The 26,763-nt window shown below is 66.3% G+C and carries 22 protein-coding genes; 4 read left to right on the plus strand and 18 right to left on the minus strand.

Going from position 1 to position 26,763, the window contains the following annotated elements; all coding sequences use genetic code 11:
- Positions 1 to 30: 30 nt before the first annotated feature.
- From secF to ACN0TP_RS15645, 9 genes are all read right to left on the minus strand, one after another.
- The gene (gene secF / locus ACN0TP_RS15605) at positions 31 to 1,038 is read right to left on the minus strand and encodes a protein translocase subunit SecF (protein WP_417220426.1); all 1,008 of its coding nucleotides are present in this window, start codon (positions 1,036 to 1,038) and stop codon (positions 31 to 33) included.
- A complete protein-coding gene (secD, locus tag ACN0TP_RS15610; protein WP_417220428.1) occupies positions 1,031 to 2,746 on the minus strand; it encodes a protein translocase subunit SecD in 1,716 nt (571 codons plus the stop codon). The genes secF and secD overlap by 8 nt, the downstream gene beginning before the upstream one ends.
- A 93-nt stretch (positions 2,747 to 2,839) precedes the next feature.
- Entirely contained in the window at positions 2,840 to 3,199 is a 360-nt protein-coding gene (gene yajC / locus ACN0TP_RS15615) for a preprotein translocase subunit YajC (protein ID WP_417220429.1), read from the minus strand.
- Between the two features lie 190 nt (positions 3,200 to 3,389).
- Positions 3,390 to 4,469, minus strand: a complete 1,080-nt coding sequence (gene ruvB / locus ACN0TP_RS15620; RefSeq protein ID WP_417220431.1) for a Holliday junction branch migration DNA helicase RuvB — start codon at positions 4,467 to 4,469, stop codon at positions 3,390 to 3,392.
- A gap of 9 nt (positions 4,470 to 4,478) precedes the next feature.
- Positions 4,479 to 5,102, minus strand: coding sequence for a Holliday junction branch migration protein RuvA (gene ruvA, locus ACN0TP_RS15625; protein WP_417220433.1), 624 nt, complete (start codon positions 5,100 to 5,102; stop codon positions 4,479 to 4,481).
- 97 nt (positions 5,103 to 5,199) lie between these two features.
- Positions 5,200 to 5,796, minus strand: a complete 597-nt coding sequence (ruvC, locus tag ACN0TP_RS15630; RefSeq protein ID WP_417220434.1) for a crossover junction endodeoxyribonuclease RuvC — start codon at positions 5,794 to 5,796, stop codon at positions 5,200 to 5,202.
- Between the two features lie 6 nt (positions 5,797 to 5,802).
- Positions 5,803 to 6,561: a YebC/PmpR family DNA-binding transcriptional regulator gene (locus ACN0TP_RS15635; RefSeq protein ID WP_417220436.1), complete on the minus strand. Its 759-nt coding sequence runs from the start codon at positions 6,559 to 6,561 to the stop codon at positions 5,803 to 5,805.
- A 2-nt stretch (positions 6,562 to 6,563) separates the two neighbouring features.
- The gene (pdxT, locus tag ACN0TP_RS15640; RefSeq protein WP_417220437.1) at positions 6,564 to 7,241 is read right to left on the minus strand and encodes a pyridoxal 5'-phosphate synthase glutaminase subunit PdxT; all 678 of its coding nucleotides are present in this window, start codon (positions 7,239 to 7,241) and stop codon (positions 6,564 to 6,566) included.
- A 149-nt stretch (positions 7,242 to 7,390) separates the two neighbouring features.
- Positions 7,391 to 8,641: a CapA family protein gene (locus ACN0TP_RS15645; RefSeq protein WP_417220438.1), complete on the minus strand. Its 1,251-nt coding sequence runs from the start codon at positions 8,639 to 8,641 to the stop codon at positions 7,391 to 7,393.
- Positions 8,642 to 8,692: 51 nt separating this feature from the next.
- Between ACN0TP_RS15645 and ACN0TP_RS15650 the strand changes: the two genes are divergently transcribed.
- Together ACN0TP_RS15650 and ACN0TP_RS15655 are read left to right on the plus strand one after the other, a co-directional pair.
- Positions 8,693 to 10,714, plus strand: coding sequence for a M3 family metallopeptidase (locus ACN0TP_RS15650; protein WP_417220439.1), 2,022 nt, complete (start codon positions 8,693 to 8,695; stop codon positions 10,712 to 10,714).
- Entirely contained in the window at positions 10,711 to 11,418 is a 708-nt protein-coding gene (locus ACN0TP_RS15655) for a GNAT family N-acetyltransferase (RefSeq protein WP_417220441.1), read from the plus strand. Before ACN0TP_RS15650 ends, ACN0TP_RS15655 begins: the two co-directional genes overlap by 4 nt.
- Before the next feature lie 6 nt (positions 11,419 to 11,424).
- Here the strand turns inward: ACN0TP_RS15655 and ACN0TP_RS15660 are convergent, their stop codons facing one another.
- Both ACN0TP_RS15660 and ACN0TP_RS15665 read right to left on the minus strand, forming a co-directional pair.
- Positions 11,425 to 12,750 carry an ISL3-like element ISPfr2 family transposase gene (locus ACN0TP_RS15660; protein WP_417220443.1) on the minus strand — a complete coding sequence of 442 codons (1,326 nt, stop codon included), beginning with the start codon at positions 12,748 to 12,750 and terminating at the stop codon, positions 11,425 to 11,427.
- A 632-nt stretch (positions 12,751 to 13,382) separates the two neighbouring features.
- Complete coding sequence (locus tag ACN0TP_RS15665) at positions 13,383 to 13,694, minus strand: putative quinol monooxygenase (protein WP_003941073.1); 312 nt, start codon at positions 13,692 to 13,694, stop codon at positions 13,383 to 13,385.
- Between the two features lie 108 nt (positions 13,695 to 13,802).
- Between ACN0TP_RS15665 and ACN0TP_RS15670 the strand changes: the two genes are divergently transcribed.
- A complete protein-coding gene (locus ACN0TP_RS15670) occupies positions 13,803 to 14,744 on the plus strand; it encodes a GlxA family transcriptional regulator (protein WP_096222961.1) in 942 nt (313 codons plus the stop codon).
- Between the two features lie 461 nt (positions 14,745 to 15,205).
- Here the strand turns inward: ACN0TP_RS15670 and pdxS are convergent, their stop codons facing one another.
- From pdxS to ACN0TP_RS15700, 6 genes are all read right to left on the minus strand, one after another.
- On the minus strand, positions 15,206 to 16,135 hold the full coding sequence (gene pdxS, locus ACN0TP_RS15675) for a pyridoxal 5'-phosphate synthase lyase subunit PdxS (protein WP_417220447.1): 930 nt from the start codon (positions 16,133 to 16,135) through the stop codon (positions 15,206 to 15,208).
- A 93-nt stretch (positions 16,136 to 16,228) separates the two neighbouring features.
- Positions 16,229 to 16,789 carry an HIT family protein gene (locus tag ACN0TP_RS15680; RefSeq protein WP_417220448.1) on the minus strand — a complete coding sequence of 187 codons (561 nt, stop codon included), beginning with the start codon at positions 16,787 to 16,789 and terminating at the stop codon, positions 16,229 to 16,231.
- Between the two features lie 3 nt (positions 16,790 to 16,792).
- Entirely contained in the window at positions 16,793 to 18,826 is a 2,034-nt protein-coding gene (gene thrS, locus ACN0TP_RS15685) for a threonine--tRNA ligase (RefSeq protein WP_417220450.1), read from the minus strand.
- Between the two features lie 96 nt (positions 18,827 to 18,922).
- Positions 18,923 to 19,396, minus strand: a complete 474-nt coding sequence (locus ACN0TP_RS15690) for a DUF1990 family protein (RefSeq protein WP_417220452.1) — start codon at positions 19,394 to 19,396, stop codon at positions 18,923 to 18,925.
- Positions 19,397 to 19,469: 73 nt separating this feature from the next.
- Positions 19,470 to 23,093, minus strand: coding sequence for a DNA polymerase III subunit alpha (locus tag ACN0TP_RS15695; RefSeq protein ID WP_417220454.1), 3,624 nt, complete (start codon positions 23,091 to 23,093; stop codon positions 19,470 to 19,472).
- Positions 23,090 to 23,401, minus strand: coding sequence for a DUF6504 family protein (locus ACN0TP_RS15700; RefSeq protein ID WP_417220456.1), 312 nt, complete (start codon positions 23,399 to 23,401; stop codon positions 23,090 to 23,092). The genes ACN0TP_RS15695 and ACN0TP_RS15700 overlap by 4 nt, the downstream gene beginning before the upstream one ends.
- Positions 23,402 to 23,667: 266 nt before the next feature.
- Between ACN0TP_RS15700 and ACN0TP_RS15705 the strand changes: the two genes are divergently transcribed.
- Positions 23,668 to 25,212 (plus strand): PQQ-binding-like beta-propeller repeat protein, encoded by a 1,545-nt coding sequence (locus tag ACN0TP_RS15705; RefSeq protein ID WP_417220458.1) that lies wholly within the window; start codon positions 23,668 to 23,670, stop codon positions 25,210 to 25,212.
- A 424-nt stretch (positions 25,213 to 25,636) separates the two neighbouring features.
- On the opposite strand, the gene ACN0TP_RS15710 is transcribed toward ACN0TP_RS15705, so the two are convergent.
- Positions 25,637 to 25,966, minus strand: coding sequence for a hypothetical protein (locus tag ACN0TP_RS15710; protein ID WP_417220460.1), 330 nt, complete (start codon positions 25,964 to 25,966; stop codon positions 25,637 to 25,639).
- Positions 25,967 to 26,763: the final 797 nt, after the last annotated feature.

Consider the following 26,763-nt stretch of genomic DNA (forward strand, 5'->3'; position numbering starts at 1 on the left):
CCGGGGTCACATGCGACCCCGGCCGTTCCCTCAACCGGCGGTTGCGGCCTTGGACACGGAGGCCTCTCCCCGCTTGGCGAGGACCTTGGCGTTGTGCTTGCGCACCGCGGGCTCTGCATGGCGGAAGACGGCATAGAGCGGTGCCTGCACAAAGATGGTGCACAACGTGCCCACGATGATGCCGACGAACAAGGCCAGTGAGAGGTCCTTCAAGGTGCCGGCGCCGAGCAGGTAGGAACCGATGAACAGGATCGAGCCGACCGGCAGAACGGCCACCACCGAGGTGTTGATCGATCTGACCAGCGTCTGGTTCACGGCCAGGTTGATCTGCTCGATGAAGGTCCGCTCCGATTGGTTAAAGGTATGCGCCGTGTTTTCGCGGATCTTGTCGAAGACCACGACCGTGTCATAGAGCGAATAACTCAGGATCGTCAGGAACCCGATGATCGCACTGGGCGTGACCTCGAAGTTCGAGAGCGAATAGATCCCTGCCGTCACGATGACCACCGTGAAGAGCCCGATGATCGCCGCCAGCGACATCTTCCAGGTCCGGAAGTAGATGGCCATCAGCAACGCGACCAGCACGACGAACGCGATGAGGCCCCAGAACGCCTGCTTGGAGACATCGGCACCCCAAGACGGGCCCACGAACGAGGAGGTCACTTCCGAGGCGGATACCCCGTAGGCGCTGGCCAGGGCGTCGGCCACCTGCAACGTCTGCTCGTTGGAGAGCCGGTCGGTCTGGATGCGCATGGTGTTCGCCGCAATGTTCGTCACGGTCGGCTCATGATCGGAGGCCGAGGCCTTGACGGCCTCCTCACCCGGCTTGATGTCGGTGTGCTGGACCTGCGAGACGGTGAATTCAGAGCCGCCCCTGAACTCGATGCCCAGGTTGAAGCCGCCCTTGGCGATGGGGATGATGATCGAGATGAGCACCAGCGCCCCGGCAATGGCGAACCACAGATTGCGTTTGGCGATGAACGGATAGGACCGCCGGCCGGTGTAGAGGTCATTGCCCCAGGTGGCGAGATTAGGCATTGTCGTTTTCCTTCGTCGCGGAGGACTGGTCTGCGCCGGAGCGGGCAGCTTGCCGTCGTTCGGCGATCGTCTGCCGTCGGGCGGCTTCCTTGGATGCGCCGGCGTTCCGCTTCCCGGACTCCGGGGTGGGACGGTATTCGCGGAGCCGACCGGCTCCCTTGTAGAGCGGCTCGGCGCCAAGCAGCGACGGGTCCAGCCCGGAGAGCCGGTGCCCTTCCCCGAAGAAGCGGGTCTTGGCGAGCAGCTGAAGTGTCGGGTGCGTGAACAGGAACACGACGATGAGGTCGGCGATCGCCGTCAGCCCCAATGTGAAGGCGAAGCCCTTCACGTTGCCGACCGCGACGATGTACAGCACGACGGCGGCCAACATGTTCACGGCCTTGGAGGCGATGATCGTCTGCTTGGCCCGCTTCCACCCGGTTTCCACGGCGGACGGCAGGCTCCTGCCATCACGGAGTTCATCCCTGATTCGCTCGAAGTAGACAATGAACGAGTCGGCTGTCAGGCCGATGGAGACGATGATGCCGGCGATGCCGGCCAAGGACAGCCGATAGTTCTGCGCCCACCCCAGCAGCACGATCGCCAGATAGGTCAGCAATCCCGCGACCACCAGGGAGAAGATGGTGACGAATCCGAGCAACCGGTACTGGAAGAACGAGTAGAGGGCAACCAGCGCCAGACCGATGAGCCCGGCAATGAGTCCCATCCGCAGCTGGTCGGAGCCCAGCGTTGCGGAAATCTGCTGATCGCTCTGGATCTCGAAGCTGATCGGCAAGGCGCCGTACTTGAGCTTCTCGGCCAGGGCCTTCGCGGACTCCTCGGTGAAGTTGCCGCTGATCTCGGCCTTGCCGTCGGCGATCAAGGCATTGGTCGTCGGTGCGGAAAGGACCTTGCCGTCCAGGACGATGGCGAACTGGTTCTGCGAACCCTGCATCTTGACCAGGCGTTCGGTGACCTCACGGAACTTGGTGGTGCCCGGGCCGTTGAACTCGAGGTTCACCACCCATTTGCCGGTGTTGAAGCCCTGCTGGGAGGTCTGCATGCCCGACGTGGCATTGGCGATGTCGGTGCCCGGAATGGCCACCGGACCCAGAATGTACTTCACATGCTGGTCCGGATCGCAGGAGATGGTCGGCTTGTCGGGGTCGGCCGATTCGATATCCGATTTGGCCAATTCCGCGGTGCAGTCGTAGGCCTCGAACCGCTTCTGGAGATCGGCATCGATCCAGTTGGTGTCTGACCCGTTGGCCGGCTTCTTGGTGGGCTTGGGCAGATCGGCGGCCTTGGTGCGCTGGTCCTTCGGCGTGGCATCCCAGCTACCGGCTTGGATGACAGGACGGAACTCCATGTTCGCGGACGCCTGGATCAGTTCCCGGGTCTTCTCATCGGGAACACCGGGCATCGAGACAACGACGTTGCGTCCCGACTGCGTGGTGATCTCTGCTTCGGAGACACCGGAACCGTCGACACGTTGGCGGATGATCTTGACCGCCTGATCGAGCTGGTCCTGGTTGATGGCGGCTCCACCTTGGACCTTCGGGGAGAGGATCATCTGCGTTCCGCCCTCGAGGTCGAGGGCGAGCTTGGGTGCGAAGGTTGCGTGGTTGGTGGCAATGCCGGAAACCAGCACCGCCGACAGCGCGATGATGATCACGCCGAGCCACAGCAGCGCGCGGCGGGCGTGTCTGATCGGGCCAGTCTTAGTCATGATGGGACTTTCTGCTCAAGACACCGCGGAAGGCATCGAAGTACGGCAGAACGCGGCGTCGGTCCCCCCCAGGGGACCGACGCCGCGATGCACTTAGTCGTTCTGGTTCTTGCCGTCGTTGTCGAGGCGGCGGAGCGTCTCCTCCGGAGTCTCGGCGGCGTCGGGCTCCGAGGCGGGTGCCTCGTCGACGGACTCGGCGGAGGCTACCGGCACGACCTTGGCGATGGCCTGGGAATGCACCGTGGCCGTGTTGCCCGGCGACAGTTCCAAGGTGACCTTGTTGTCATCGGGGTTGATCGAGAGCACAGTGCCGAAGAGGCCGAAGTTCGTCATGACCTCCGAGCCCGGCTCCAGTTGCGAGCGCAGCTGCTGCTGCTGCTTCTGTGCCTTCTTGCGACCGCGGAACATCATGAAGATGAGGAAGGCGAACGCCAGGATGAGGATGAGGGTCATCGGATCGAAGCCTGATTTTGCGCCAGCCTGGGCCAATATCGTGGAGGTCAAGGGTTACTACCTGTTTCTGTTCTTGGGGCTTCCGTGCACGCTGGCTAGAGGGCGCACTGGAGGGCAAGTACTCATTGTATAGGTCGATACTGGACATTCAGTGACCGGCACCTCACAACGCCCGTCGAATCAGCTGCCCTCAGGCGTCGAATTCGTCCTCCGGGGCGGGCACCTGGCGTCCGAATTGGCTGGCCGCACCCTCGTTGAGCGGGGCGTCGGCCGGCACGGTGAGGCCGAGGTGTTCCCAGGCAGCGGGCATGGCAATGCGGCCGCGGGGGGTCCTCCCGAGCAGGCCCTCACGGACCAGATATGGTTCCGCGACGGTTTCGACCGTTTCGGTTTCCTCCCCGACGGCGATGGCGAGGGTCGACAGGCCGACGGGCCCTCCCCCGAATTTGGTGCACAAGGCAGTCAGGACGTTGCGGTCCAGCCGGTCCAGGCCACGGGAGTCGACCTCATACATGTCCAGGGCGGCAGATGCCGACCGGGCATCGATTTGCTCGATGCCGTGCACCAGCGCCCAGTCCCTGACCCGCCGCAGCAGACGGTTCGAAATTCGAGGCGTTCCCCGCGATCGCATGGCAATCTCGGCGAAGGCCGCCGAATTGACCGACATGTCCATCAACATCGCCGAGCGGCGCAGCACCAGTTCCAGTTCATCGGTGGAATAGAACTCGAGATGACCGGTGAATCCGAACCTGTCGCGCAACGGGCCGGGCAACAGGCCGGCACGGGTGGTGGCGCCGACGAGCGTGAACGGCGGAAGGTCCAGCGGGATGGCCGTCGCACCGGCTCCCTTGCCGACGACGATGTCGACACGGAAGTCCTCCATTGCCATGTAGAGCATCTCCTCGGCGGGACGGCTCATGCGATGGATCTCATCGAGGAAGAGGACTTCGCCTTCCGTCAGGGACGAGAGGATGGCGGCCAGGTCCCCGGCGTGCTGGATGGCCGGTCCGGAGCTGATGCGCAGGGGGGCGTTCATCTCCGCGGCGATGATCATCGCCAGCGTGGTCTTGCCCAGGCCCGGAGGGCCCGACAGCAGGACGTGGTCTGCCGAGCGTTCGCGGATCTTCGACGCCTCCAGGACCAGGGAAAGCTGCTGGCGGACCCGGGCCTGGCCGACGAAGTCGTGCAGGTTCTTGGGGCGCAACGCCGCCTCGAGGGCGCGTTCCTCCGGCTCCGAGGTCGAGGCGGTGATCTGCTGGTTCTCGGACATGGTCGTAGCCTAGCGTCCGCCGACCGAGGCCCCGCGGCCCAAGTCGCGCAGGACGGATTTGAGGATATCCCCGACCTGGCCCGCCGCGACGAGCTCGGGCTCGGCCTGGGCGGTGGCAGCCAATGCCTTGTCCGCGTCCTTTTCCGTCCAGCCGAGGCCAACCAGGGCCTGCAGGACCTGTTCCTTCCAGATCGGGACGGCGACGGCCGGTGTGGAGGTGGTTGCCTCGCCGGTGGGTGCGAGTTTGCCGGCCAGTTCCAACACGATGCGTTGGGCGCCCTTGGGGCCGATGCCCGGGACCCGGGTGAAGGCCTTGGTATCGCCGCTGGAGGCCGCGACACGCACGTCCTCCGGGGTATGCACCGCCAGCACGGCCAGGGCCAGGCGTGGTCCGACGCCGGCGACGGAGAGCAGCACCTCGAAGACCTCCCGCTCCCCCGGCGTGGCGAAGCCGAACAATGTCATCGAATCCTCACGGACCACCATGGAGGTGTGCACCAGGGCGTCGCGCCCCACGTGCAGCCCGGCGAGGGTCTGCGGGGTCGCCTGGATGAGCATCCCGAACCCGGAGACGTCGATGACCGCACTGTTCAGGGCCACATGCGTGACCACGCCGCTCAGGGAACTGATCATGAAATGCCTTCCTCCGGCGTCGTCCTGGTCTCGGCGCCCGACCGGGGCATCCGAACATATCTACGAATAGCCTACCCGTTCGCGGGCCGGCACCGGGTCAGCGACGCGGTGCACGCGGCGCCCGGGCGGCCGCCTCGGCGGCGGCCCAGGCCCGCTGGGCTGCCGTCAAACCGCTGGAACCTCCACTGACACCCGCCGAGGTCTGGGCGCCGGGGACGGCACCGCGCCAACCGTGGGTGATGGCCAACGCCGCGGCATCCGCAGCATCTGCGGGTGCGGGCGGCGCATCGAGGCGCAGGATCTTGGCGACCATCTTGCCAACGGCCGCCTTGTTGGCCTGTCCGCTGCCGGTGACCGCCGCCTTGACCTCCGTGGGCGTGTGCAGGGCCACCGGGATGCCCCGGCGCGCTGCGGCGACGATGACGATGCCCGACGCCTGGGCGGTGCCCATGACGGTGCTGACGTTGAGCTGGCTGAAGACCCGCTCGACGGCCAACACGTCCGGGCTGTGCCTCTCCAGCCACGCGTCGATGCCCTCCGCGATGGCCAGCAGCCGCTGGTCCAGGGGGGTGTCCGGGGTCGTGCCGACGACGGTGACATCGACCAGGGTGGCCCGGCGGTTGGGTTCGATGTCGACGACGGCCAGCCCGCAACGGGTCAGGCCGGGGTCGACACCGACCACACGCAATGCCACGCGGTGCTAGTCGTCCGCTTCGAGCTCGGCCATGACCTCGGGTGACAGATCCGCGTTGGAGTAGACGTTCTGCACGTCGTCCAGGTCCTCCAGCGCGTCGGCCAGCTTGAGGAACTTGCGGGCCGCGTCGGCGTCGAGGTCCACCTGCATGGAGGGGACGAACTCGACCTCGTCGGACTCGTACTCGATGCCCGCTTCCTCCAGGGCGGTGACCACGGCGCGCAGGTCGGTCGGCTCCGAGTGGATCTCGAAGTTGTCCCCGGATTCCTTGACCTCGTCGGCGCCGGCCTCGAGGACCGCCAGGAGGATGTCGTCTTCGGTCAGGTCCTTCTTGGGCAGCGAGACGACTCCCTTGCGGGCGAAGAGGTAGGCGACCGAACCCGGGTCGGCGACGGTGCCGCCGCTGCGGGTGATGGCCAGGCGCACCTCGGAGGCGGCCCGGTTCTTGTTGTCGGTCAGGCACTCGATCAGCAGTGCCGACCCCTGGGGGCCACGGGCCTCGTAGATGATCTCGGCGTAGTCGATGACCTCGCCGGTGAGCCCTGCACCGCGTTTGACGGCGCGGTCGATGTTGTCATTGGGGACCGAGGTCTTCTTCGCCTTGGAAACGGCGACTTCCAGTGCCGGATTGCCGGCCATGTCGGCACCACCGGCACGTGCGGCGACTTCGATGTTCTTGATGAGCTTGGCGAACGACTTGGCACGTCGCGAATCGATGACTGCCTTTTTGTGCTTGGTCGTTGCCCATTTGGAGTGGCCTGACATGCTTACGCTTCTCCCTTGATCAGCTGGATGAAAAGTTCGTGGATCCGGCGCTCCCCCGTGACCTCCGGGTGGAAGGAGGTGGCCAGCAGCGATCCCGAACGTACTGCAACGATTCTACTGTCAGTTCCCGAATCCGTGCCGGGGCCGGCCGCGGGGACCTGGACGGAGGCCAGGACCTGGACGCCGTCGCCGACGCTTTCGACCCACGGGGCGCGGATGAATACGGCGTGCACCGGCTCGGGCGGGACGTCGGCCGATCCGCCTGCCGGTCGTGGCAACGACTCGAGCCCGGCGAAGTCCAGGTCGGTCTCGAACGATTCGACCTGACGGCCGAACGCATTGCGGCGCACGCTCATGTCGATCCCGCCGAAGCTCTGTTGGGCAGCGCCCCGGCTGTCGGTGGCGGGGTCGAGGATGCGCTCGGCCAGCAGGATCAGTCCGGCGCAGGATCCGTAGACCGGGAACCCGTCTGCGATGCGTTCCTTCAACGGCTCGGCGACGCCGAACATCCGGGCGAGCTTGTCGATGGTGGTCGATTCCCCGCCCGGCAGCACCAGCCCGTCGAGTCCGGCCAGCTCGTCCGGGCGGCGGACCGGAACGGCCCGCGCACCGCAGGACTGGAGGGCCGCAACGTGTTCGCGCACGTCCCCCTGCAGGGCCAGGACACCAACTGTGAGCATGCACAACCGCCTCTTCCGGCACATACCGGGGATCGGGCCGCGCCGGGGCGGCCGGGACATGGGGACGCTCCAGCATAGTTCGACGCGGCGCCCCGCCGTGCGTCCGGCGACACGCCGCGTCTTCGGCCCGCCCACCGGCGGGGGCAGGATCAGCGGTCTCCGGGGTGCCAGGGCCTTGCACCGTCCTTCTCAGCGCCCAGGGCGTTGAGGGTGGTGCGGGTGCGTTTCAGCGATGCGGCGTCCCCGTCGGCCGTGGTGCACGGTGTCGTCGCCGGCAGCGCACACCAGCGCACGGGGTCCTGCGCCATGATGTCTGCCGCCCAGCGGGGTGGCGCCGTTTTCCACGAGGCGCCGCTCCGGATGAAGTCCAGCTTCAGGCTCACGCCCTCCCGATTGACCGCCAGATCCGTTGCGTGGGCGGAGACGCTGTTGCCCAGCCCATAGGCGATCCAGACGCCGTCGTGCTTTTCCAGGGGCAACACGGAGTGGGTGTGGTGCGAGTACACGAAGTCGAAGGCCCCGCTTTCCGCCAGGGTGTGGGCGGTGGAGCGCTGGTCGGCGGTGGGCCGTTGTGAATACTCCTGACCGGCATGGAAACCGGCGAGGACGACGTCGGCACCTGCCTTTCGTGCCTTCTTCGCCTGGGCGATCATGTGCCCGGTGTCGATGAGGTCGACCCGCCAGCCGGTGTCGGCCCGCAGTCCGTTGAGTCCGTACGTGCCGGTGACCAGACCGACCCGCACTCCCCCGGCCTCCAGGATCAACGGCCGGGCCGCTTCCGCCGCGCTGCGGTAGGTTCCGGTGTGCCGTAGTCCGGCCTTGTCGAGCCCGTCGAGGGTGCGCAGCAGTCCCGGGGTTCCGCCGTCGACGGCGTGGTTGGTGGCGGTGGTGCAGGCGTCGTAGCCGGTGGCCTTCAGGGCCGGGAGGATCTGCGGCGGAACGACGAAGGACGGATAGCCGCTGTACGGGCCGTCGGCGTCGCCGACCGGGGTCTCCAGGGAGCAGACGGCCAGATCGGCGTCGTCCAGGTAGGGGGCCAGACCGGCCAACAAGGACCGGAAGTCCGGGTCGGCAGCCGTGCCATCGGCGCGGGCCTGCTTCCACAGGGGCGGATGCAGCAGGACGTCGCCGGTGACGACGACCGAGACCCGCTCCGTGTTCGTCGAGGTGGCCGCGGCGGACGGCGAGGATGAGGTCGGGGAAGACGCGGCATCGGACCCCGGCGCAGCGTCAGTGGTGGCAGGAACGGTCGGGGACGTGCTGGTCCCCGGTGTCTCGGCGGGGCCACCGGCTGGCGTGCAGCCGGCCAACACCAGGATCATGGCGCCGGCTGCTGCCAGTTGTCGTGCCGCCAGCCGCCGTCCGGTCCGGCCACGCGTCGTCTCCCCGGTGGATGTCATGCCTTGATGTTATGCGTCGCGCCCGGGCCCCAGGTGTGAAAAACTGCCTTCATGAACAATCCCCTGCTCTCCGCCAGCCAGTTGCCGTTCGAGATGCCCGCTTTTGACACGCTGACGGCGCGGGACTACGTCGACGCGGTGCGGGCCGGCATCGCGGAGCAGCTCGCGGCCATCGACGCGATCACCTCCTCGAACGAGGACCCCACGTTTGCCAACACCACGGAGGCCTTCGAGGCCAGCGGCGAGACCCTGCGCCGGGCGGTCATGGCCTTTTCCAACGTCAAGCCCTCCCACGGCACCCCCGACATCGTCGATGCGGACGGGGGGATCCAGGCCCTGCTGACCGAACACGGCGACGCGCTGCACCTGAATGGCGCACTGTATGCGCGCCTGGAGGCGGTCGACTCGGCCGGAGGTCTCGAGGGCGAGCAGGAACGGCTCAGCGGGGAAACCCTGCGGGCCTTCCGCCGCGCCGGGGCGGGCCTAGATGCCGCGGGGAAAGCGCGCCTGCGCGGGCTCAACGCGGAGATCTCGGCACTGTCCACCCGGTATTCCACCGCACTGCTCGCCGGGATGAACGACGCGGCAGTGCTCTTCGGGGATGCCGCGGAGCTGGACGGGCTCTCCGAGGCCGAGATCGCCTCCGCCGCCCGCGCCGCAACCCAGGCAGGGCACGACGGCGGCTACCTCCTCACGCTGGTCCTGCCCACCCACCAGCCGGCACTGGCCCGCCTGGAAAACGCAGCATCACGCCGGCGGCTCTTCGAGGCCTCCATCGGCCGGGGGCAGGACGGGCAGCACCGCACCCTGGACCTGGCCGCGTCGATGGCCCGATTGCGTGCCGAACGGGCCGGCCTGCTCGGGTACCCGAACCACGCGGCCTCCGTGCTCGAGGCACAGACCGCCCCGTCGCTGGAGGCGGTCCGCGAACGCCTCGCGGCACTGGTCCCGCCGGCGGTGGCCAATGCCGCCACGGAAGCGGCCGTCATGGCCGAGGTCGCCGGAGGCGTCGTGGCCCCGTGGGACCGCGCCTACTTCTCCGCCCGCGTCCACCGCGAGCGCTACGCGGTCGATGCCGCAGCCCTGAAGCCCTGGTTCGAGCTGGACCGGGTCATCCACGGTGGCGTCTTCGCGGCGGCCACCCGGTTGTATGGCATCGGGTTCACCGAACGGCACGACCTGCCGGTGTACCACCCGGACGTCCGCGTCTGGGAGGTCTCCGACGCCGATGGCAGCGCCCTGGGCTTGTTCCTCGGCGACTACTTCGCCCGCCCGACCAAGGCCGGGGGCGCGTGGATGAACAGCATCCGGGTGGGCGCCTCGCTGTTCGGGGAGCGGCCCGTGGTCACCAACAACCTCAATATCCCGGCACCGGCCGACGGCCAACCCGCGTTGCTCACCCTCGACGAGGTCCGCACCCTCTTCCATGAGTTCGGACATGCCCTGCATGGGCTCTTCGCCGACGGGGTCTACCCGTCGCTGGCCGGCACCGCGGTCCCCCGCGACTTCGTGGAATACCCCTCGCAGGTCAACGAGATGTGGCAGTACGACGAGGAACTGATCGCCGGCTACGCCCGCCATGTCGAGACCGGCGAGGCGCTGCCCGACGGCGCGTTGGACCGGATCCACGCCGCCGGACTCTGGGGCGAGGGTTTTGCCACCACCGAGTACCTCGCGGCTGCGGTCCTCGACCTCGCCTGGCACTCGCTGGCCCCCGGGGAGGACCCGGGCGATCCGCTGGAGTTCGAGGACCGGGCACTGCGCGAGGCCGGTTTCGATCCCGACGTCGTCCCCCCGCGCTACCGCACCGGCTACTTCAAGCACATCTTCGACGGCGGATATTCGGCCGGGTACTACTCCTACATCTGGAGCGAAGTGCTCGACGCCGACACGGTGGAATGGTTCGCGGAGCATGGAGGGGGGACCCGGCAGAACGGCGACCGATTCCGTGCCGGGCTGCTCGCCCGCGGCAACACCCGCGACCCCCTGGAGTCGTACGAGGACTTCCGGGGCCGCCCGGCGCGGCTCGAGCCCCTGCTCGTGCGTCGCGGACTCGATGCGGCCGCCCGGTGACGACCATTGCCGGCGCGCAGGCCGCCTTTGCCGACTGGAACCGCTCGCTCGCGGCGGCGACCGGTGGCCGCGAGTTCACCACCCACGGATGCCAGTGGGTGTGGCAGCCCAGCAGGGAGCGCCTGGTGCTGCTCTTTCCCGCCCGTCCGGAGGCTGCGGGCCTTCGCCCCGGGCTGGCCGAAGGTGCCCGGCTGGGTGCGCGCGAGGTCCATGTCTGGCTCAACGCCGCCGCACGGGACACCGCCCTGGTGGACCTGGGGTTCCGCGACGCCCCGCCGGTGTTCTGGCACGCCGGGGGGTTCGACGACGTTGCCGCGGAGGCCAGCCAACGGCACGGCTGGGACGGAGCCGTCCAGTTGACGCCGGACCTGCCCGAAGCCACCGGCCCCGACCATGACGAGCTCGCCATCGTCGATCCCGGGCACATCGAGCACGCGGTGGCCCGCACGCGGACCGGTGAATTGGCCGGGCGGGGAATGGCCTACCGGCACGACGGAGGCGACGTGTCCGTCCATGCGCTGGCCGTGGGGCCGTCCTCGAGGCGGCAGGGTGTCGGCACCGCCTTGTTGGCTGCCCTGGCGCGACCGCTGGGGTCCATCGGGAGTCCGGACCAGCTGTTGGCCGCTTCGACCCCCGGTGCGTCCGCCTTCTTCCGGGCGAACGGGATGGATCTGATCGGCAAGGGCCGGCACCTGGTCCAGTAATACGGCTCATCCCAATCGGGGGTGTAGGAGTTGGGGTCTGAAGCCGCCGGTCTCGAGCAGGCTTCGGGCGATGTAGTTGGTCAGGTTGCGGAACCCGAGTGCGGAGCCGCGCAGGTGTTCGAGCCGTCCGTTGAGCGCCTCGGTCGGCCCGTTGCTGGTGCCGGGTCGTTCGAAGTAGGCGAGCACGTCAGCGGCTCGCTTCTTCAGGGTCCGGCCCAGGGTGGTGAGCTCGGTGAGCACCTTGGGGACGCCGGCGCTGAGGTCGGTGAACAGCTTCTCCATGAGCTCGCGGCCACGTTGCCGGTCCTCGTGGCGATAGGCGGCGATCATGCGCTGGTAGACACCCCAGGTCGCCTCGACCTCGACGTGAGCGTCATCAACGAACAGCGCGCGTAGCCTGTCGCTCTGCTTGTCGGTGAGCAGGTCCGCGCCGGTGTGCAGCGTGCGCCGCGACTTGTAGAGCGGGTCGTCCCTGAACCCACGGTGCCCGTGGATCGCGAGTTGGACCCGGCGCCGGCACCTGTCGAGGGCGTCACCGGCCAGGCGCACGACGTGGAAGGGATCCATCACCGTGACCGCGTCCGGGATCTCCTCTGCAGCGGCGGTCTTGAACCCGGTGAAGCCGTCCATCGCGACCACCTCGACCGCGTCACGGAAGGCGTCGTCGCGGTCGGCGAGCCAGGTCTTGAACGCCGCCTTCGACCGGCCCTCGACCATGTCCAGCAGCCTTGCTGGGCCGGCGCCATCGCGGACCGGGGTGAGGTCGATGATCACGGTGACGTACTTGTCGCCACGCCTGGTGTGGCGCCAGACGTGCTCATCGACGCCAATGACCTTCACGCCCACAAACCGCGTGGGGTCGTTGATCAGCAGCCGCTTGCCTTCAGCCAGGACCGCGTTGTTGGCGGTGTCCCACGCGACCCCGAGTCCCTCGGCGACACGGGCGACGGTGAGGTGTGCGACCACGATCCCTTCCAGCGTCCACCGCAGCCCGGTGCGCGAGAGCTTCGCGCGTGGCTCCGCCACGGCGCTGGTGTCTTGGCGCCACACGTGTCCGCAGTCGGCACAGCGGTAGCGGCGCACTACAACTTCCAGCACGGTCGGTCGCCAGCCCAGCGGCTCGTGGGCCAACCGCCGGATCACGGTGTCACGAGCAGCGCCTTCGCTGCCGCACCGTCGGCACCACTGATCTGGTTCCACCACGCGGCACGCGAGGACCGCACGATCCGGTTCAAGTCGTTGTCCGGTCACGCTCAGACCGAGGCCGTCGAGTCGAGCGAAGGCGGTCAGGTCAGGGCGCTCGAAGCCGGCCGGCGGGGTAGCGTCGGACACGTCGAGGTCTTTCGGATGGATGGCGTAGGAACCTCCGTCGTCGGGAGACCTCGACGTCTATCTGCGGACCGACGCGCCCGGCCGACCTACACAGTCATCTGAGAAGACCCCTGAAACGTCTTCGACGACGACGGGACCGGCGAGGAGGAGGGCGCGGTGAGCTAAAGGAATGGAGCTTGCTCGGCTTCGACGCCGCCGCAAGCTCCGGTGAAACGGTCGGTACTGGTCGGTCGTCGTCGGTCACCACCGGATGGCGGCGTCCCCCACGCTCGGCGTTTGCGCAGGTCAGCGGCTCGTTCGCCCAGTGGGCGCATCAAGCGATAGACGCAAAGCCGACGTGATTCGGTCGTCGGTTCGATTCCGACAGGCGGCTCCGGCGAACAGCCCCTGACCTGCGGAAACGCAGGGCAGGGGCTGTTCGGTTCTGGTGGTCGCGCGATGCGCTGGCCTCACGGCTCTGCCCGACACCGACGTCGCTCTCCTCTGCGACGGACCCCTCGCAGGCTGAGCGCTCGCGGCCGGCATCCTGTCCGTGTGCCGATAGGCCTCGCACCGCTCGGCAACGCAGCGTGGCGTTGCGTCGCGACCTGGCGACGGCTCGGCGGGGCGCGATCGTCTCGTGCGTTGGCGGACTACGGGAGCTTGGACGCGAGGACGTCGGCCGCCAGGATCTCGGGTGCTGCGCCGAGGAGGTGCTGGTTGGCCATCAGGGCTGCGACGATGGCGCCGTTGGCGTGGGCGTCGCGAGCGGCCTCGTCGGGGAATGCATCGAAGATCCAGAAGGTGTCGGCGTGGGTCCTGACCGCGAACCAGACAATCGTTCCTACTTCTTCGTTGGCGAGCGCGACAGCGCCGGCGAGCAGATCGGCGAGCGCGTCGTGCTGTCCATCGGCCGCGACGATCTTGGCGACGAAGGCATACGGAAGTGATGCGGGTGTTGACATGAGGGGTTCTCCTAGGTGTCGAGGTTTCTTGGTGAAGCGAGTTCAGTGTATGACGAGCAAGGGCATGTGAGAAGTGGCGTATACGGCAGTATTGCTATTGTTTACGTCATGCGTATCGGACTGATCGCGATCGACGGCTGCTTCGGTTCGGCTATCGCGTCGATCATCGACATCGTGCGGGTGGCCGACGGAGCCCGCGGCGATGTCGACCCGCGGATCGATCCGATCGAACTCGCCATCCTCGGACCGAAACGGCGAGTGACCACGACGGCATCGATGACCCTGTCGGTGGACCACCCGCTGTCGGAGTCCGGAGAGTTCGACGTGGTCGTCGTCCCTGCGCTTGGAACCCTTACGGCCGCCGCTACCAACGACGCCCTCCAGAGCCGAGATGCTCGTTCGGTCATCGCCTCGCTCGGGCGCCTCGACGAGGCGACCACCCGGATCGCCGCGGCGTGCACCGGCGTGTTCGCCGTCGCCGAGACCGGACGGATGCATCATCGGCGGGCGACGACCAGCTGGTTCCTGGGGCCGGAGTTCCTGAAGCGCTATCCGACCGTCGCCCTCGATCTCGACACCATGGTCGTGGTCGACGGGAACCTCGTCACCGCCGGCGCCGCCTTCGCCCACATCGACCTCGCGCTCTCACTCGTGCGATCGATCAGCCCCGACCTGGCCCAACATGTCGCCAAGCTCCTCATCATCGACGAGCGTCCGTCGCAGGCGGCCTTCGTCGCCTACGAACATCTCCGGCACGAGGACCCGATCGTCGTCGAGTTCGAACGCTTCGTGCGCGCCCGCCTGGACGAACCGTTCAACGTCGCCTTCGTCGCGCAGTCGCTCGGCACCAGCCGGCGCACCCTCGAACGACGAGTCCGTGCGGCGCTCAACCTCACTCCGCTCGGCTTCGTCCAACGGCTTCGCATCGAACGAGCTCGGCACCTCTCAGCAACCACGGACCTCACCTCCGCCGAGATCGCGCTACGGGTCGGCTACGCGAACGCCGAGACTCTGCGCTCCCTCCTGCGCAGGGAGCGACGCCGTTCCTGACCTATCGCCATGCCTTAGAACCACCTCTCAGCACGTCGCGTCGACGCTCCTGCGTCGCCCCTGGACGCCCCACTCGACACGCCCGCAGCACAGGCCATGCGACGTGCCCCGGCTTCCCGGACGGTCGGGGTTGGGTGGCTATGATGTCGCTGCGTTCTCGTCGAGAGGATCAGCAGACCCGATCAGGGTCGATGGGGATGAGACGCGAAGGCGGTCAGGTCAGGGCGGCCGAAGCCGGCCGGCGGGGTAGCGTCGGTCACGTCGAGGTCTTTCGGATGGATGGCGTAGGAACCTCCATCGTCGGGAGACCTCGACGTCTATCTGCGGACCGACGCGCCCGGCCGACCTACACCCTCATCTGGGAAGAGCCAGTAATACCATCGGCACCGGCCGAACTGCTGCTTTAACGCCGGATGGCGGCCCCCCGGGGGAACCGCCATCCTCGTGGTGCTGCCGGGCGTCTACCAGCCGCGCTCGGCGAGCCGGTGCGGCTCGGGGAGCTCCTCGACGTTGATGCCGACCATGGCCTCACCCAGTCCGCGGGAGACCTGGGCGATGACCGACGGATCATCGTGGAAGGTCGTGGCCTTCACGATGGCGGCGGCACGCTCTGCCGGGTTGCCGGACTTGAAGATGCCGGAGCCGACGAACACGCCGTCTGCGCCGAGCTGCATCATCATCGCTGCATCAGCCGGGGTGGCGATGCCGCCGGCGGTGAACAGCACGACCGGCAGCTTGCCGGTCTGGGCGATTTCGCGGACGAGCTCGTAGGGGGCCTGGAGTTCCTTGGCGGCCACGTACAGCTCGTCCTCGGGCAGGGAGGACAGGCGGGCGATCTCGGAACGGATCTTGCGCATGTGGCCCGTGGCGTTGGAGACGTCACCGGTGCCGGCCTCGCCCTTGGAGCGGATCATGGCCGCGCCCTCGTTGATCCGGCGCAATGCCTCTCCGAGGTTCGTGGCTCCACAGACGAAGGGGACGGTGAAGTCCCACTTGTCGATGTGGTTCACGTAGTCGGCGGGGGTCAGGACCTCGGACTCGTCGATGTAGTCGACGCCGAGGGACTGCAGGACCTGCGCCTCGACGAAGTGTCCGATGCGGGCCTTGGCCATGACGGGGATGGAGACGGTTTCGACGATGCTGTCGATCATGTCTGGGTCGGACATGCGCGAAACGCCGCCCTGGGCGCGGATATCGGCCGGAACCCGCTCGAGGGCCATCACGGCCACGGCGCCGGAATCCTCGGCGATGCGGGCCTGCTCGGCGGTGACGACGTCCATGATGACGCCTCCCTTGAGCATCTCGGCCATGCCGCGCTTCACCCGGGAGCTGCCTGTGGTGGAAGGCTGCGCGGGGGTGTTTTCAGTGCTGGACACGTCGGGTCCTTTCAAAACGGTGGGAAAGTACGTTCCATCCTAAGCCTCTGTGCCGCCCATCACCGCCCACCGTGACGCGCGGGGAAGACGGCCTGCGCATGGAACGCGTCAGTGATGAGGCCAGGCGTCGGCAATCTCCTGGCGCACGTCGCCGAGCACTGCAGGAATCGCCTTGGTCTGGGCGATGATCGGGAAGAAGTTCCCGTCCCCACTCCACCGCGGGACCACATGCTGGTGCAGGTGCGCCGCGATCCCCGCGCCGCCGGAAACGCCCTGGTTCATGCCCAGGTTGAAGCCGGTCGGCTTGGCCACCGCCCGCAGCACGCGCATGGCCTGCTGGGCGAGCGCCCCCATCTCGGCGGTCTCCTCCACGGTGATGTCCGTGTAGTCGGGCACGTGCCGGTACGGGCACACCAGCAGGTGCCCGGAGTTGTACGGGAAGAGGTTGAGCACCACGAAGGCTGTCTTGCCGCGGTGCACGATGAGCGCTTCCTCGTCGCTGCGCTGCGGGCCCGCGCAGAACGGGCAGTCGTCCTCGTTGGTGACCTGGCCTTGGCCGCGCTTGATGTAGGCCATGCGGTACGGCGTCCAGAGCCGTTGGAAGGAGTCCGGGACCCCGGCCAGTTCGAAGTCGTCGGTGATGTCCTCGTCGTGTTCCGGGGTCCCCATGTGCTACGCCTCCCGGTTCTTCACGGCGGCGACGATGCGCTCGATGGCCTCGGCCACCGGCACCCCGTTGTCCTGGCTGCCGTCGCGGAACCTGAAGGAGACGGCCCCGGCTTCGGCGTCCTCACCGCCGGCGATGAGCACGAAGGGGACCTTGTCCTTGGAGGCGTTGCGGATCTTCTTCGGGAAGCGTTCGGTGCCCAGATCGGCCTCGGCTCGGATGCCGCGGGCCTTTAGCTGGGCCACGATGTCCTGGATGTAGTCGTTGAACGTCTCGGCCACGGGAACCCCGAGCACCTGGACCGGTGACAGCCAGGCAGGGAACGCGCCGGCGTAGTGCTCGATCAGCACGCCCATGAAGCGCTCCACGGACCCGAAGAGCGCACGGTGGATCATGACCGGGCGTTGGCGGGTGCCGTCGGCGGCCTGGTACTCGACTTCGAAGCGCTCCGGCGTGTTGAAGTCGAGCTGGATGGTGGACATCTGCCAGGTGCGGCCGATGGCATCGCGGGCCTGGACGGAGATCTTCGGACCATAGAACGCGGCTCCGCCCGGATCCGGGACGAGTTCGAGACCCGATGCGGTGGCGACCTCCTCGAGGGTCCGGGTGGCTTCCTCCCAGATCTCGTCGCTGCCGACGTACTTCTCGGGGTCCTTGGTCGAGAGCTCCAGGTAGAAGTCGTCCAGGCCGTAGTCCTTGAGCAGCGAGAGGACGAAGTTCAGCGTGGTGGTGAGTTCGTCCTTCATCTGGTCGCGGGCACAGAAGATGTGCGCATCGTCCTGGGTCATGCCGCGCACACGGGTCAAACCGTGCACGACGCCGGACTTCTCGTAGCGGTAGACCGATCCGAACTCGAACATCCGCAACGGAAGCTCGCGATAGGAGCGCCCACGGGACCTGTAGATCAGCGTGTGCATCGGGCAGTTCATCGGCTTCAGGTAGTAGTCCTGGCCGGGCTTGCGCACCGATCCGTCCTCGTTGAGTTCCTCGTCGACGTGCATCGGGGGGAACATGCCGTCGCGGTACCAGTCCAGGTGGCCGGAGACCTCATAGAGGTGGCCCTTGGTGATGTGCGGGGTGTAGACGAATTCGTACCCGGCTTCCTCGTGGCGCTGGCGCGAGTAGTCCTCCATGGCCCGGCGGATGATGCCGCCCTTGGGGTGGAAGACCGGCAGGCCGGACCCGAGCTCGTCGGGGAAGGAGAACAGGTCAAGTTCCGCGCCCAGCTTGCGGTGGTCGCGGCGCTCGGCCTCGGCCAGCCGCTCCTGGTAGGCCTTCAGGTCGGCCTTCGTCGGCCAGGCGGTGCCGTAGATGCGCTGGAGCTGCTTGTTCTTCTCGTTGCCCAGCCAGTACGCCGCCGCCGTGCGCGTCAGGGCGAAGGCGTTGGAGATCAGCTTGGTGTTGGGCAGGTGCGGGCCGCGGCAGAGATCGCACCAGATGACGTCCCCGCTCTTGCGGTCGACGTTGTCGTAGATGGTGATTTCGCCGGCGCCGACCTCGATGTTGGCGCCCTCGCCGACCTCGTCGGCGTCGCCGGACTTGCCCAGCAGCTCGAGCTTGTAGGGCTCGTTGGCCATCGCCTGGCGGGCTTCGTCCTCGCTGACGACACGGCGGGCGAATTTCTGGTTCTGGTTGACGATCTTGAGCATCATCTTCTCGAGGGTCTTGAGGTCCTCGGGCGTGAAGGGCTCGTCGACGTCGAAGTCGAAGTAGAAGCCGTCGGTGATGTAGGGGCCGATGCCGAGCTTGGCGTCGGGGCGCAGTTGCTGCACGGCCTGGGCCATCACGTGGGCCGTGGAGTGGCGCAGGACTTCCAGGCCGGCGGGGGAATCGATGGTCACCCGTTCGAGGACGGTGCCGGCCTCGAGCTCGCGCGACAGGTCGCGCAGGACCCCGTCGACCTGCATGACGACGACGTCACGGTCATCGAAGTACAGCTCGGCGCCGGTAGTGCCTGCAGCCACCTCTCGCTGTGCTCCGTCGACGCTGAGGGTGATCTGCTCTGACACGTGGGTCTCCTGGTTCGTTGGGGGCTTCATGACTTGTGGCATACGGTGACCACAGCCAGCCAGGAACCAGCTTAACCGACGGGTTCGCACCCGTTCCAATCTGGCCCGGCGCGCTGGAGCCGTTGATCAGCGCAGGGCGCGCAGGTAGCGCCGTCGAACGACGCGCTGTGCCACGAGCAAGAAGGGGAAGAGGGCCCGCCAGGGTTGCTCGGCGGCCGCGCGGGTGAGCGAGCGGACCGTGAGATGCACCGTGTCGTCCTGCCGATGCACGATGAATGCCTCCTCGCCCTCCACGGGGTGGCCGGGCCTGGTCGTGTAGGCGAAGCCGACCCGGTCGGCTTCCGCGACCACCGAGGTCACCTCCACCGGTTCGATGATCACCCGGCCCAGCAGGTGGACCCTGATGTCCAACCGCTCTCCCACGGACACCGGTTCCGTCGAGTCCACCGTGAAACCGCTGGCCGTCTTGACCCGCCAGCGCAGGACCTGCGCCGTTGTGCGTTCCCAGACGGCGGCACCACGGCCGAGGAACGCCGTGTCTTCCGACCTGCGGTAGCGGCGATCGGTGGCCGGCCAGGCGCTGAGTTCCGGACTGGTCATATGTTGATTCCCCTCGGTTGCCGGCCGTTGGCCCTGTTCTGCACCAGCCTATGTGTCGGGCAGCTGCCCGGCCTTAGCCGACGTCGAATTCCGGCCAGTTGTCCGGGATGCCGTCGGGGCCCCGGTGGTCCAGGTCCTCTGCTTCCATCCTGCGTGCCAGCGGCTGCACACCGCCGTCGTGCCGGGTGGGTTTGCCCCGCACCCCGGTGAAGGTCTCCTTCACCCGGGCGGGGTTGGACAAGTGTCCGGGGCCCGGAAGCGAGCCCTGATCGGCCAGGTCCCAGGCCTGCAACGCCTGCAGGCTGATCCCGCGTGGCCCGGTGCGCCGGGTGAGGCCGTGGACCAGCAGCAGGCGGGTCGCGAAGAGCAGGGGGCCCGAGTTCTGCTGGGCCTCGTGGAAGAAGGTGCAGTCCACGCAGCCGGTGCCATCGTCCAGGGAAATGAACACCACCCGGCGTCCACCGCGCATCGGGGGCGTCTGGGTGGCCACCCGGACCCCGGCGACCAGGACCTCGGTTCCGTTGCGCAGCCCCAACAGGTCCTTCGCCGGCGTCGTCCCCAATTTCGCGAGCAGTGGTGCATGGGAGGACATGAGGTGGCCGCTGACATCCACTGCCATGAGGTCCAGTTCGGTGCGGATGGTCTCCTCCAAGCCGGGGGCTGCAGCGCCCACCGCCAGGCCGCCCAGTTCCACATCCCCCAGGGGCAGCGGGAGCTGCCCGGTGATCGGGCGGTGGCGTTGCGGCAGGGCCTTGGCCGGCCGCCCGGCGAGGTGGAGCATCAGATCGGCACGGTTTCCCCGGCCGGCTGCCTGTTGGAGGGAATCGAACGCCCCCAGCGCCGCGAACGTGCGCAACGAGGACCGGCTCAAACCCGAGCGGTCCCGCACATCGGCCAGCGAATCATAGGGCTGGCCGGCAACAACCCGCTTGACCTCCGTGCCCGAGACGCCGTGGATGCCGCTCAGGCTCAGCCGGATGCCCAACCGTCCTGCCCGTGTCGTCCCCGGGGCACGGTAGACCGGCGGAACGGTGGCCGGCGGCAGCAGCCCCTGGATCTTCTCGACCCGGTAGGAGGCATCGGAGCGGTTGATGTCCAGGGGCAGGATCGGGATGCCCATCCGCCGTGCCTCGGCGACGAGGAGGCGTTTGGGGTACATGCCGGGATCGTGCTCCCAGATACCGGCGAGGAAGGCCTCCGGGTGGTGGGCCTTCAGCCAGGCCGACTGGTAGGTGGGGACCGCGAAGGCTGCGCCGTGGGCCTTGCAGAAACCGAAGGAGCCAAAGGCCTTCAGGGTCTGCCAGACCTCGTCGATCACCACCAACGGGTAGCCACGTTCCAGGGCGCGGGCCCGGTAAAGTTCCTCGACCCGGGGCTCGGCCTGTTCGTTGCCGAGCAGCCGGCGGTAGACATCGGCCTTGGCCAGCCCGCAGCCGGTCATGACATCGAAGATGCGCAGCACTTGTTCGTGGAAGACCGTGACCCCGTGGGTTTCCGCCAACGCCGGTTTCAGATCCGGGTGTGGATAGGTTTCCGGGGCGAATCCGTGCCGGTTCTCCAGGTAGGGCTTGACCATGTTCGACTGCATCGGGCCCGGCCGGAAGAGCGAGATGTCGATGATCAGGTCGTTGAACTCGCGGGGGGCGAGCTTGCCGATCAGTTCGCGCTGGCCCGGTGACTCGATCTGGAAACACCCCAGCGTATCGGTGGTGCGGATGAGCTCGTAGGTTGGTTCGTCATCCAGCGGCACGCGATCCAGGGCAATCGTCCCGTCCGCCTCGAGGTAGCCGGGCAACGTCCCCCCGGGGCCCCGGGGGTGGGCTCCTGCGGTGGCCACGGATTCGGCGTCGCCATGGATCCTGACGACCTCGGAGACGGCATAGGCCATCGCCGATTGCATGCGCACCCCCAGGACATCGAGCTTGAGCATGCCCATGGGGTCCATGTCGTGCTTGTCGAACTGGCTCATGGGCAGGCCGAGCCCGCTGGGTTGGACCGGGGTGCGGTCCAGCAAGGTGTTGTCCCCGAGGATGACACCACACGGATGCATGGAGATGTGCCGGGGCAGCCGATCCAGGCGTTCGGTCAGATCCACCAGCAGGTCCAGTTGCCGTTCGGCCCCCATCCTTTCGGCGAAGGGGCGCAGCTCGGGTTTCTCCTCCAACGCCTCGCGGAAGTTGCTGGCCGAGAAGCGCCACAGCTGCTTGGCGATCACATCCAGTTCGCCGTCCTCCATGCCGAGGGCCTGCCCGGCATCACGCACGGCGCCGCGGGCACGGTAGCCGTTCTGCATGCTCATCAAGGTGACCCGTTCGGAACCGAACCGTTCGAAGATGTGCTCGTAGACCCGATGCCGTTCGGCGGACTCGACGTCGATGTCGATATCGGGCAGGGTGGTCCGGTCCCGGGAGAGGAACCGTTCGAAGAGCAGATCGTGGGCCAACGGGTTCACCTGGCTGATGCCCAGCAGGAAGTTCACCAGCGAGGAGGCCCCGGATCCCCGGGCGGCATTGCGTACCCCCAGGTCGGTGATCATCGCGCTGACCTCGGCGACGGTGAGGAAATAGGTGCTGAACCCCAGATCGGTGATGGTCCCCAGTTCCAGGGCCAACCGGTCCCTCAGTTCCCGGGACCCGGCTTCCCGGGGCAGCAGCCGGGTGATACCTGCGTCGCACCGTGCCGCGAGTTCGTCATCTGGACGCCCGGTGATGCCGATGACGCTGGCTTCCGGCACGACGGGAATCCCCCATCCGGCGTCGTCCGCTGGGTCCATGCGCGCCCAATCGGCCAACGTTTCGGTGGCACGCAGCAACTCGGCTGCCAGTGTCGCCTCCCTCGCTTCCCGCGCGATCTCCCGGGCCAGCGACTGCATGTGTCCCGGGCTTTTGAGCCACCCCTGGCCGTTGGGTTGCAGATCGGTCAGGGTTTCCAGCGAGCTCAACGCCCGAGCGGAGTCGAGCACGTCGGCCGTGGCCGCACCATCGGGATCGGCGTAGCGCACCGCGTTGGTGAGGACGGACTGCACGCCCAGTGATTGGGCGGCCCGGAGCATGCGGATGGCATGGGCGCTGCTCAGTCGTTCACCGGGCGTGTTCAGATGTACGACCAGCTCCACCCGCACCGATTCCCTGCCCAGCGCGGCCAGCCAGGCGGCCAGGGCAGATCGGGCCCGGGACACCTCCCGCCGCAGGGCAGCCTGGCCGACGTCGGAATCCGGTCCCAGCAGAACGGTGAGCACCGTGCCTTCCTCCGGATCGGTGGCACAGGCCGCCAGCTCGGCCCGGGTGACACCGAGGGGTTTTCCCCCTGTGGCTCCGCGTTGCGCCGAGGTCCCCTCATGGGCCAGGGACACCAGCCGGCAGAGGGCCCGGTACCCGGCCCCGCCGCAATTCCCCCGGGCCAGCACGATGATCCGCCCCTGTGTCTGGAGGCGGGGACGGCCCCGCGAAGCGGGCGTGGGGTGTCGTGGGGTAGTGGCCTCTGGGCCCAGCACTGCCAGATTCACTCCGAGGATGGGGTCCAGCCCCGTTTCCCGGCAGGCCTTGAGATGCTTGACGGCGCCGTACAGCCCATCGCGTTCGGTGGCGGCCAGGGCATCGGCCCCATCGGCTGCGGCCCGGCGGGCCAGGTCCTGCGGCCAGGAGACCCCGTAATGTGCACTGAACGCGGAAGCCACGTTCAGATGGGTGAAGCTCACGCGCTCTCCAGCAAGGCGTCGTGGATGCGGATGAGCCGCCAGCGGCCATTCTCCACATCCCGGGAGACATCGAAGGTGAGCAGGGGCCCCCGGCCGGCCAGCCTGACCTGGAGCCTCCAGATTTCGTGATCCACGAGTCCCGGCCCGCGACCGCGTTCGGCACGGATTTCCTCGGCCCACCATTTTCGGCGTTCGAACCAGCGGACAGGGTCCGCTGCAATACGGTATTCACGTCCCTGCCAGCGCAGGCGCAGCGGCAGGCCTGCTGTGCTGCATTCCACGTCGACTGATTGGGTGAAAAGCCCCATCTGATACCTCCAAACCGCCCCGGAAAACAACGTGGGTCACGGGGCACTATGTGACGGACGGGGCCGCGGATCCGCAGGGGCATGACGACCACTCCATTCTATTCGAATCTATGTTCTAAGCAAGATCAGACTAGAAAGCTTGTACGACACTTTGGTCCCGGGAGCCCAAAACAGGAGCCTGACCGGGCACGTCGTCCCAGCAGGGAACTTATCCACATTCCATCGGATCCCTGTGGTGGCCATCGGCGCCTCGTTAGCGTCAAGACATGGGAAAACGCATAGCCACTGGCCTCGTCTCGCTCGCACTTCTTCCGCTGGCCCTCACCACAGCCTGCACGGCGGCTCCCGAACCACCGGAGGCATCCACCTCCTCGGGCGTCCAGAAATCGAAAACCACCCAGGCAGAATCCATCGCCCCACGCAGCACCGAGAAGATCAAGCCGGTCTGGACCAAGAAGCTCGACCCCATCGGCCAACCCTTGCTGCAGGACGGTGTCGCACTGGTTATCACCGGCGAGGGACAGCTCATGGAACTGGTGGCCCTGGACGTCAAGAGCGGCAAAGAGCTCTGGCGCAAGGACTACCACCCGGGACATGTCGCACACGGCATCTACACCTCCCCGAGCATCACGGAAGATGCGAAGGGGCGCGCCCGAGCCATCTTCCTGCAACATGGGAAGATCCCGGACCAAGACCTCGGAACGTACGACTGGACGGTTCCGGTCGCGGTGGATTTGAAGACCGGCAAGGAGATTTTTCGCGGTAAATCATCGGAAGTGGCCAACAATCGCCCCGGCGCTTGCAATGACGGAACGGACCTTTGCTACCAGCGTTGGAGCCCCGTCGACGGCGACAGCGAACTGGTTCATGTAGACCTGGTCACTCGTCATATCAAGTACGGCCATGACGCAGGACCACTCGGTCGGGAATTTCAGCCCATCGGTGGCGGGGGGCTCAATACAGTGTGGTCAACGCCGGAACGCATCGCCCGGGTCGACAAGGACAAGGTGATGTGGAAGAAATCCACGGAGTCCGTCTTTGGAAAGGGCGCGTCTGCTTCTTGGGGCTGGGCGTTCGATTACTTCAAGAAGAAGGACCTCTTCATCGGCGCTGTTGGCATCAGCCCCCGTCCCGAACTCAGCGACGAGGAATTCGACAAACTCGAGTCCTACACTGTCGACCTGACACACGATGTCCTGGCGGGAATCGACGCAACGACCGGCAAGGTTTTGTGGAAGGCCGAGGGATCTGATCCGTGGTGCACCTCTGGCCTGGAAATGTCATCGACGGTACTGCACGGCGGCAAGAGCTTTCCTGTGCGTTGTGAATATCTTTCTGGAACCTACAAGGTTCCCAGCAAGGGCAGATTCCACCACGCCAAGGCCCGGCTGGTGGGGTACGACCCCACAACTGGCAAAACCATGTGGAAAACCAAAACCGTAAAAGTCACCAGGGGCGGACAGCTGCTGCAAAGTGTCGCAGGCCGAGGAGAGTATGTGCTGACCGGAAAGCCCGGCGGGAATCTGGTGGTCGATGCCACCACCGGCAAAGCCCGGAAAGCATCGACCGGTGAAACATTCCTCTGCACGAGCACGGGAACCTATGCACTCCCCGTTGAGCAGGGCGAGGATTCCCTCGCCCGCGCCAACGGTAGTCTGCTCCTGTCTTCGTGCACATCAACCGGCAAGAAGGCCAAGGGCTACACCGTCGGGGCAGTAAAGGACATCGACAACACCGAGCACGGAATGACGCTGATCTCCGAAGAAGACCGCGTTTCAGGATTCAAGCTGCCCTCAGGGCAGAAGTCCTGAGGTTCATCGTCGGCGTCCACGTGCACGCCAGCGAACCCGGAGTGCCGAGGGGCCCGAAACATCAGAGGCCTAATCGCCACCTACCTCACCTTGGTACCGCTTGACTTGAAAATTCCGACCCCGACGACTTCCGCTGGGACTTCGTGCACAACCCGAACTTCACAGTGCACGACGACGAACCACTCACCTTGACTGCCTGACGCTGCGGCCTGACCGACGGCCAGCATGAATTAGTCAGGCAGCGCGGCTACGCAACGTCATCCCACGCGACGCACAACACTTGAGATGCTCAAGGAAAGCAGCTTGCCTGCCCACATCCTAGCTTCCCGACAACACTTGTCGATCAAGAGAAGAAATGCCGAAAGCGCGTTTGTGGGCGACGGGAGACGAGACACCTTCGTCGGACCAGCCCAGTCACACTTGACTATCCGCCCAAGTGTGAGCGGACTGTGACACTCACCCCTTCGGTAGGGTCTTTCCCGAACAAGCGAACTGCACTTCTTAGTGTTTGCACTCCGCGGGCGGTGTAAACAACGTGGTTTGGTCCTTCGGCAAACAGCTCAAATGTCCTTCCATTACGTTTTGCTTTCGCCCACTCAAGAACCTCATCAACATTCTCCACTTCTGTAATACAAACAACTTGCGAGCGAAAGCCTTCGCTCTCAGTAGTTGGCACATTCCAGAAGCGAACAAAGTATTTGTCCGCTGGAATTCGTACTTCCAATGAATGCAAGTCCGTTTCCTCAGTCTTCATGCCTATACGAGCCTCTCGCCGACGAGTACGGGCGTTGTTCTTCTCATTGTGAACGGTCCACCCCCTTCTCACCAGTTTTCAAAGCATCGCTGGATAGCCTGAAGAAGATCATGTCCAGGTATTGCGCATAGTTGATCGACAGATTTGCTCAAACGAACCAACATCTGGGGGGACGATGGGAAAGCGCCACATACTGTCAGCCGCGACGATTGGCAGTTTGACTGCGGTCGGAGTAGTCGTAGGAGCAGCGGGAATGGCAGCGCCTGCCTCGGCGGCCGTGAAAGTTTCTGTCTGCACGATCAAAACAAACTACGCTCACGGATCCACTCACAAGACAGGCACGATTAACGTAGAAGGGAATATCTACTGCTCGGACGTCATGCCAGAAATCTACCTTCGGACAACCTTGAGGAAGACCGACAACAACCGAAGCTGGCAGGGTACGCCAAAGGACTATTTCAACGCACAAACCTTCTCTACATTCGCCGACACTAGTTGTAGCCAGGCTCCTGGAAATTTCCGCGGTGAGACGTACTACTCATTGCACTTTCCGCCCGGATATTCCCCCGCGACCGCGAAGGGCTCGGTTACAGGAGCAACTAAGTGGGTCTCATGCAGCACGGCGAATCGAACAGCGGCTGCTCGAACTAGGTGCGTGGGTCAGTAGTGCCGGGCGCGAACTTTAAAACGCCGACGGATTGACCGAGTCCCGGTCCAGGTGGCTGGGAGAATTGGGGTATGGATACCAGTTCTCCCGGCCCGGATGGTTTGTTCGACGAGTCCCTCGTTGAGCGCGT

Source organism: Arthrobacter sp. (genome assembly GCF_048266065.1).
Lineage (GTDB): Bacteria > Actinomycetota > Actinomycetes > Actinomycetales > Micrococcaceae > Arthrobacter_H.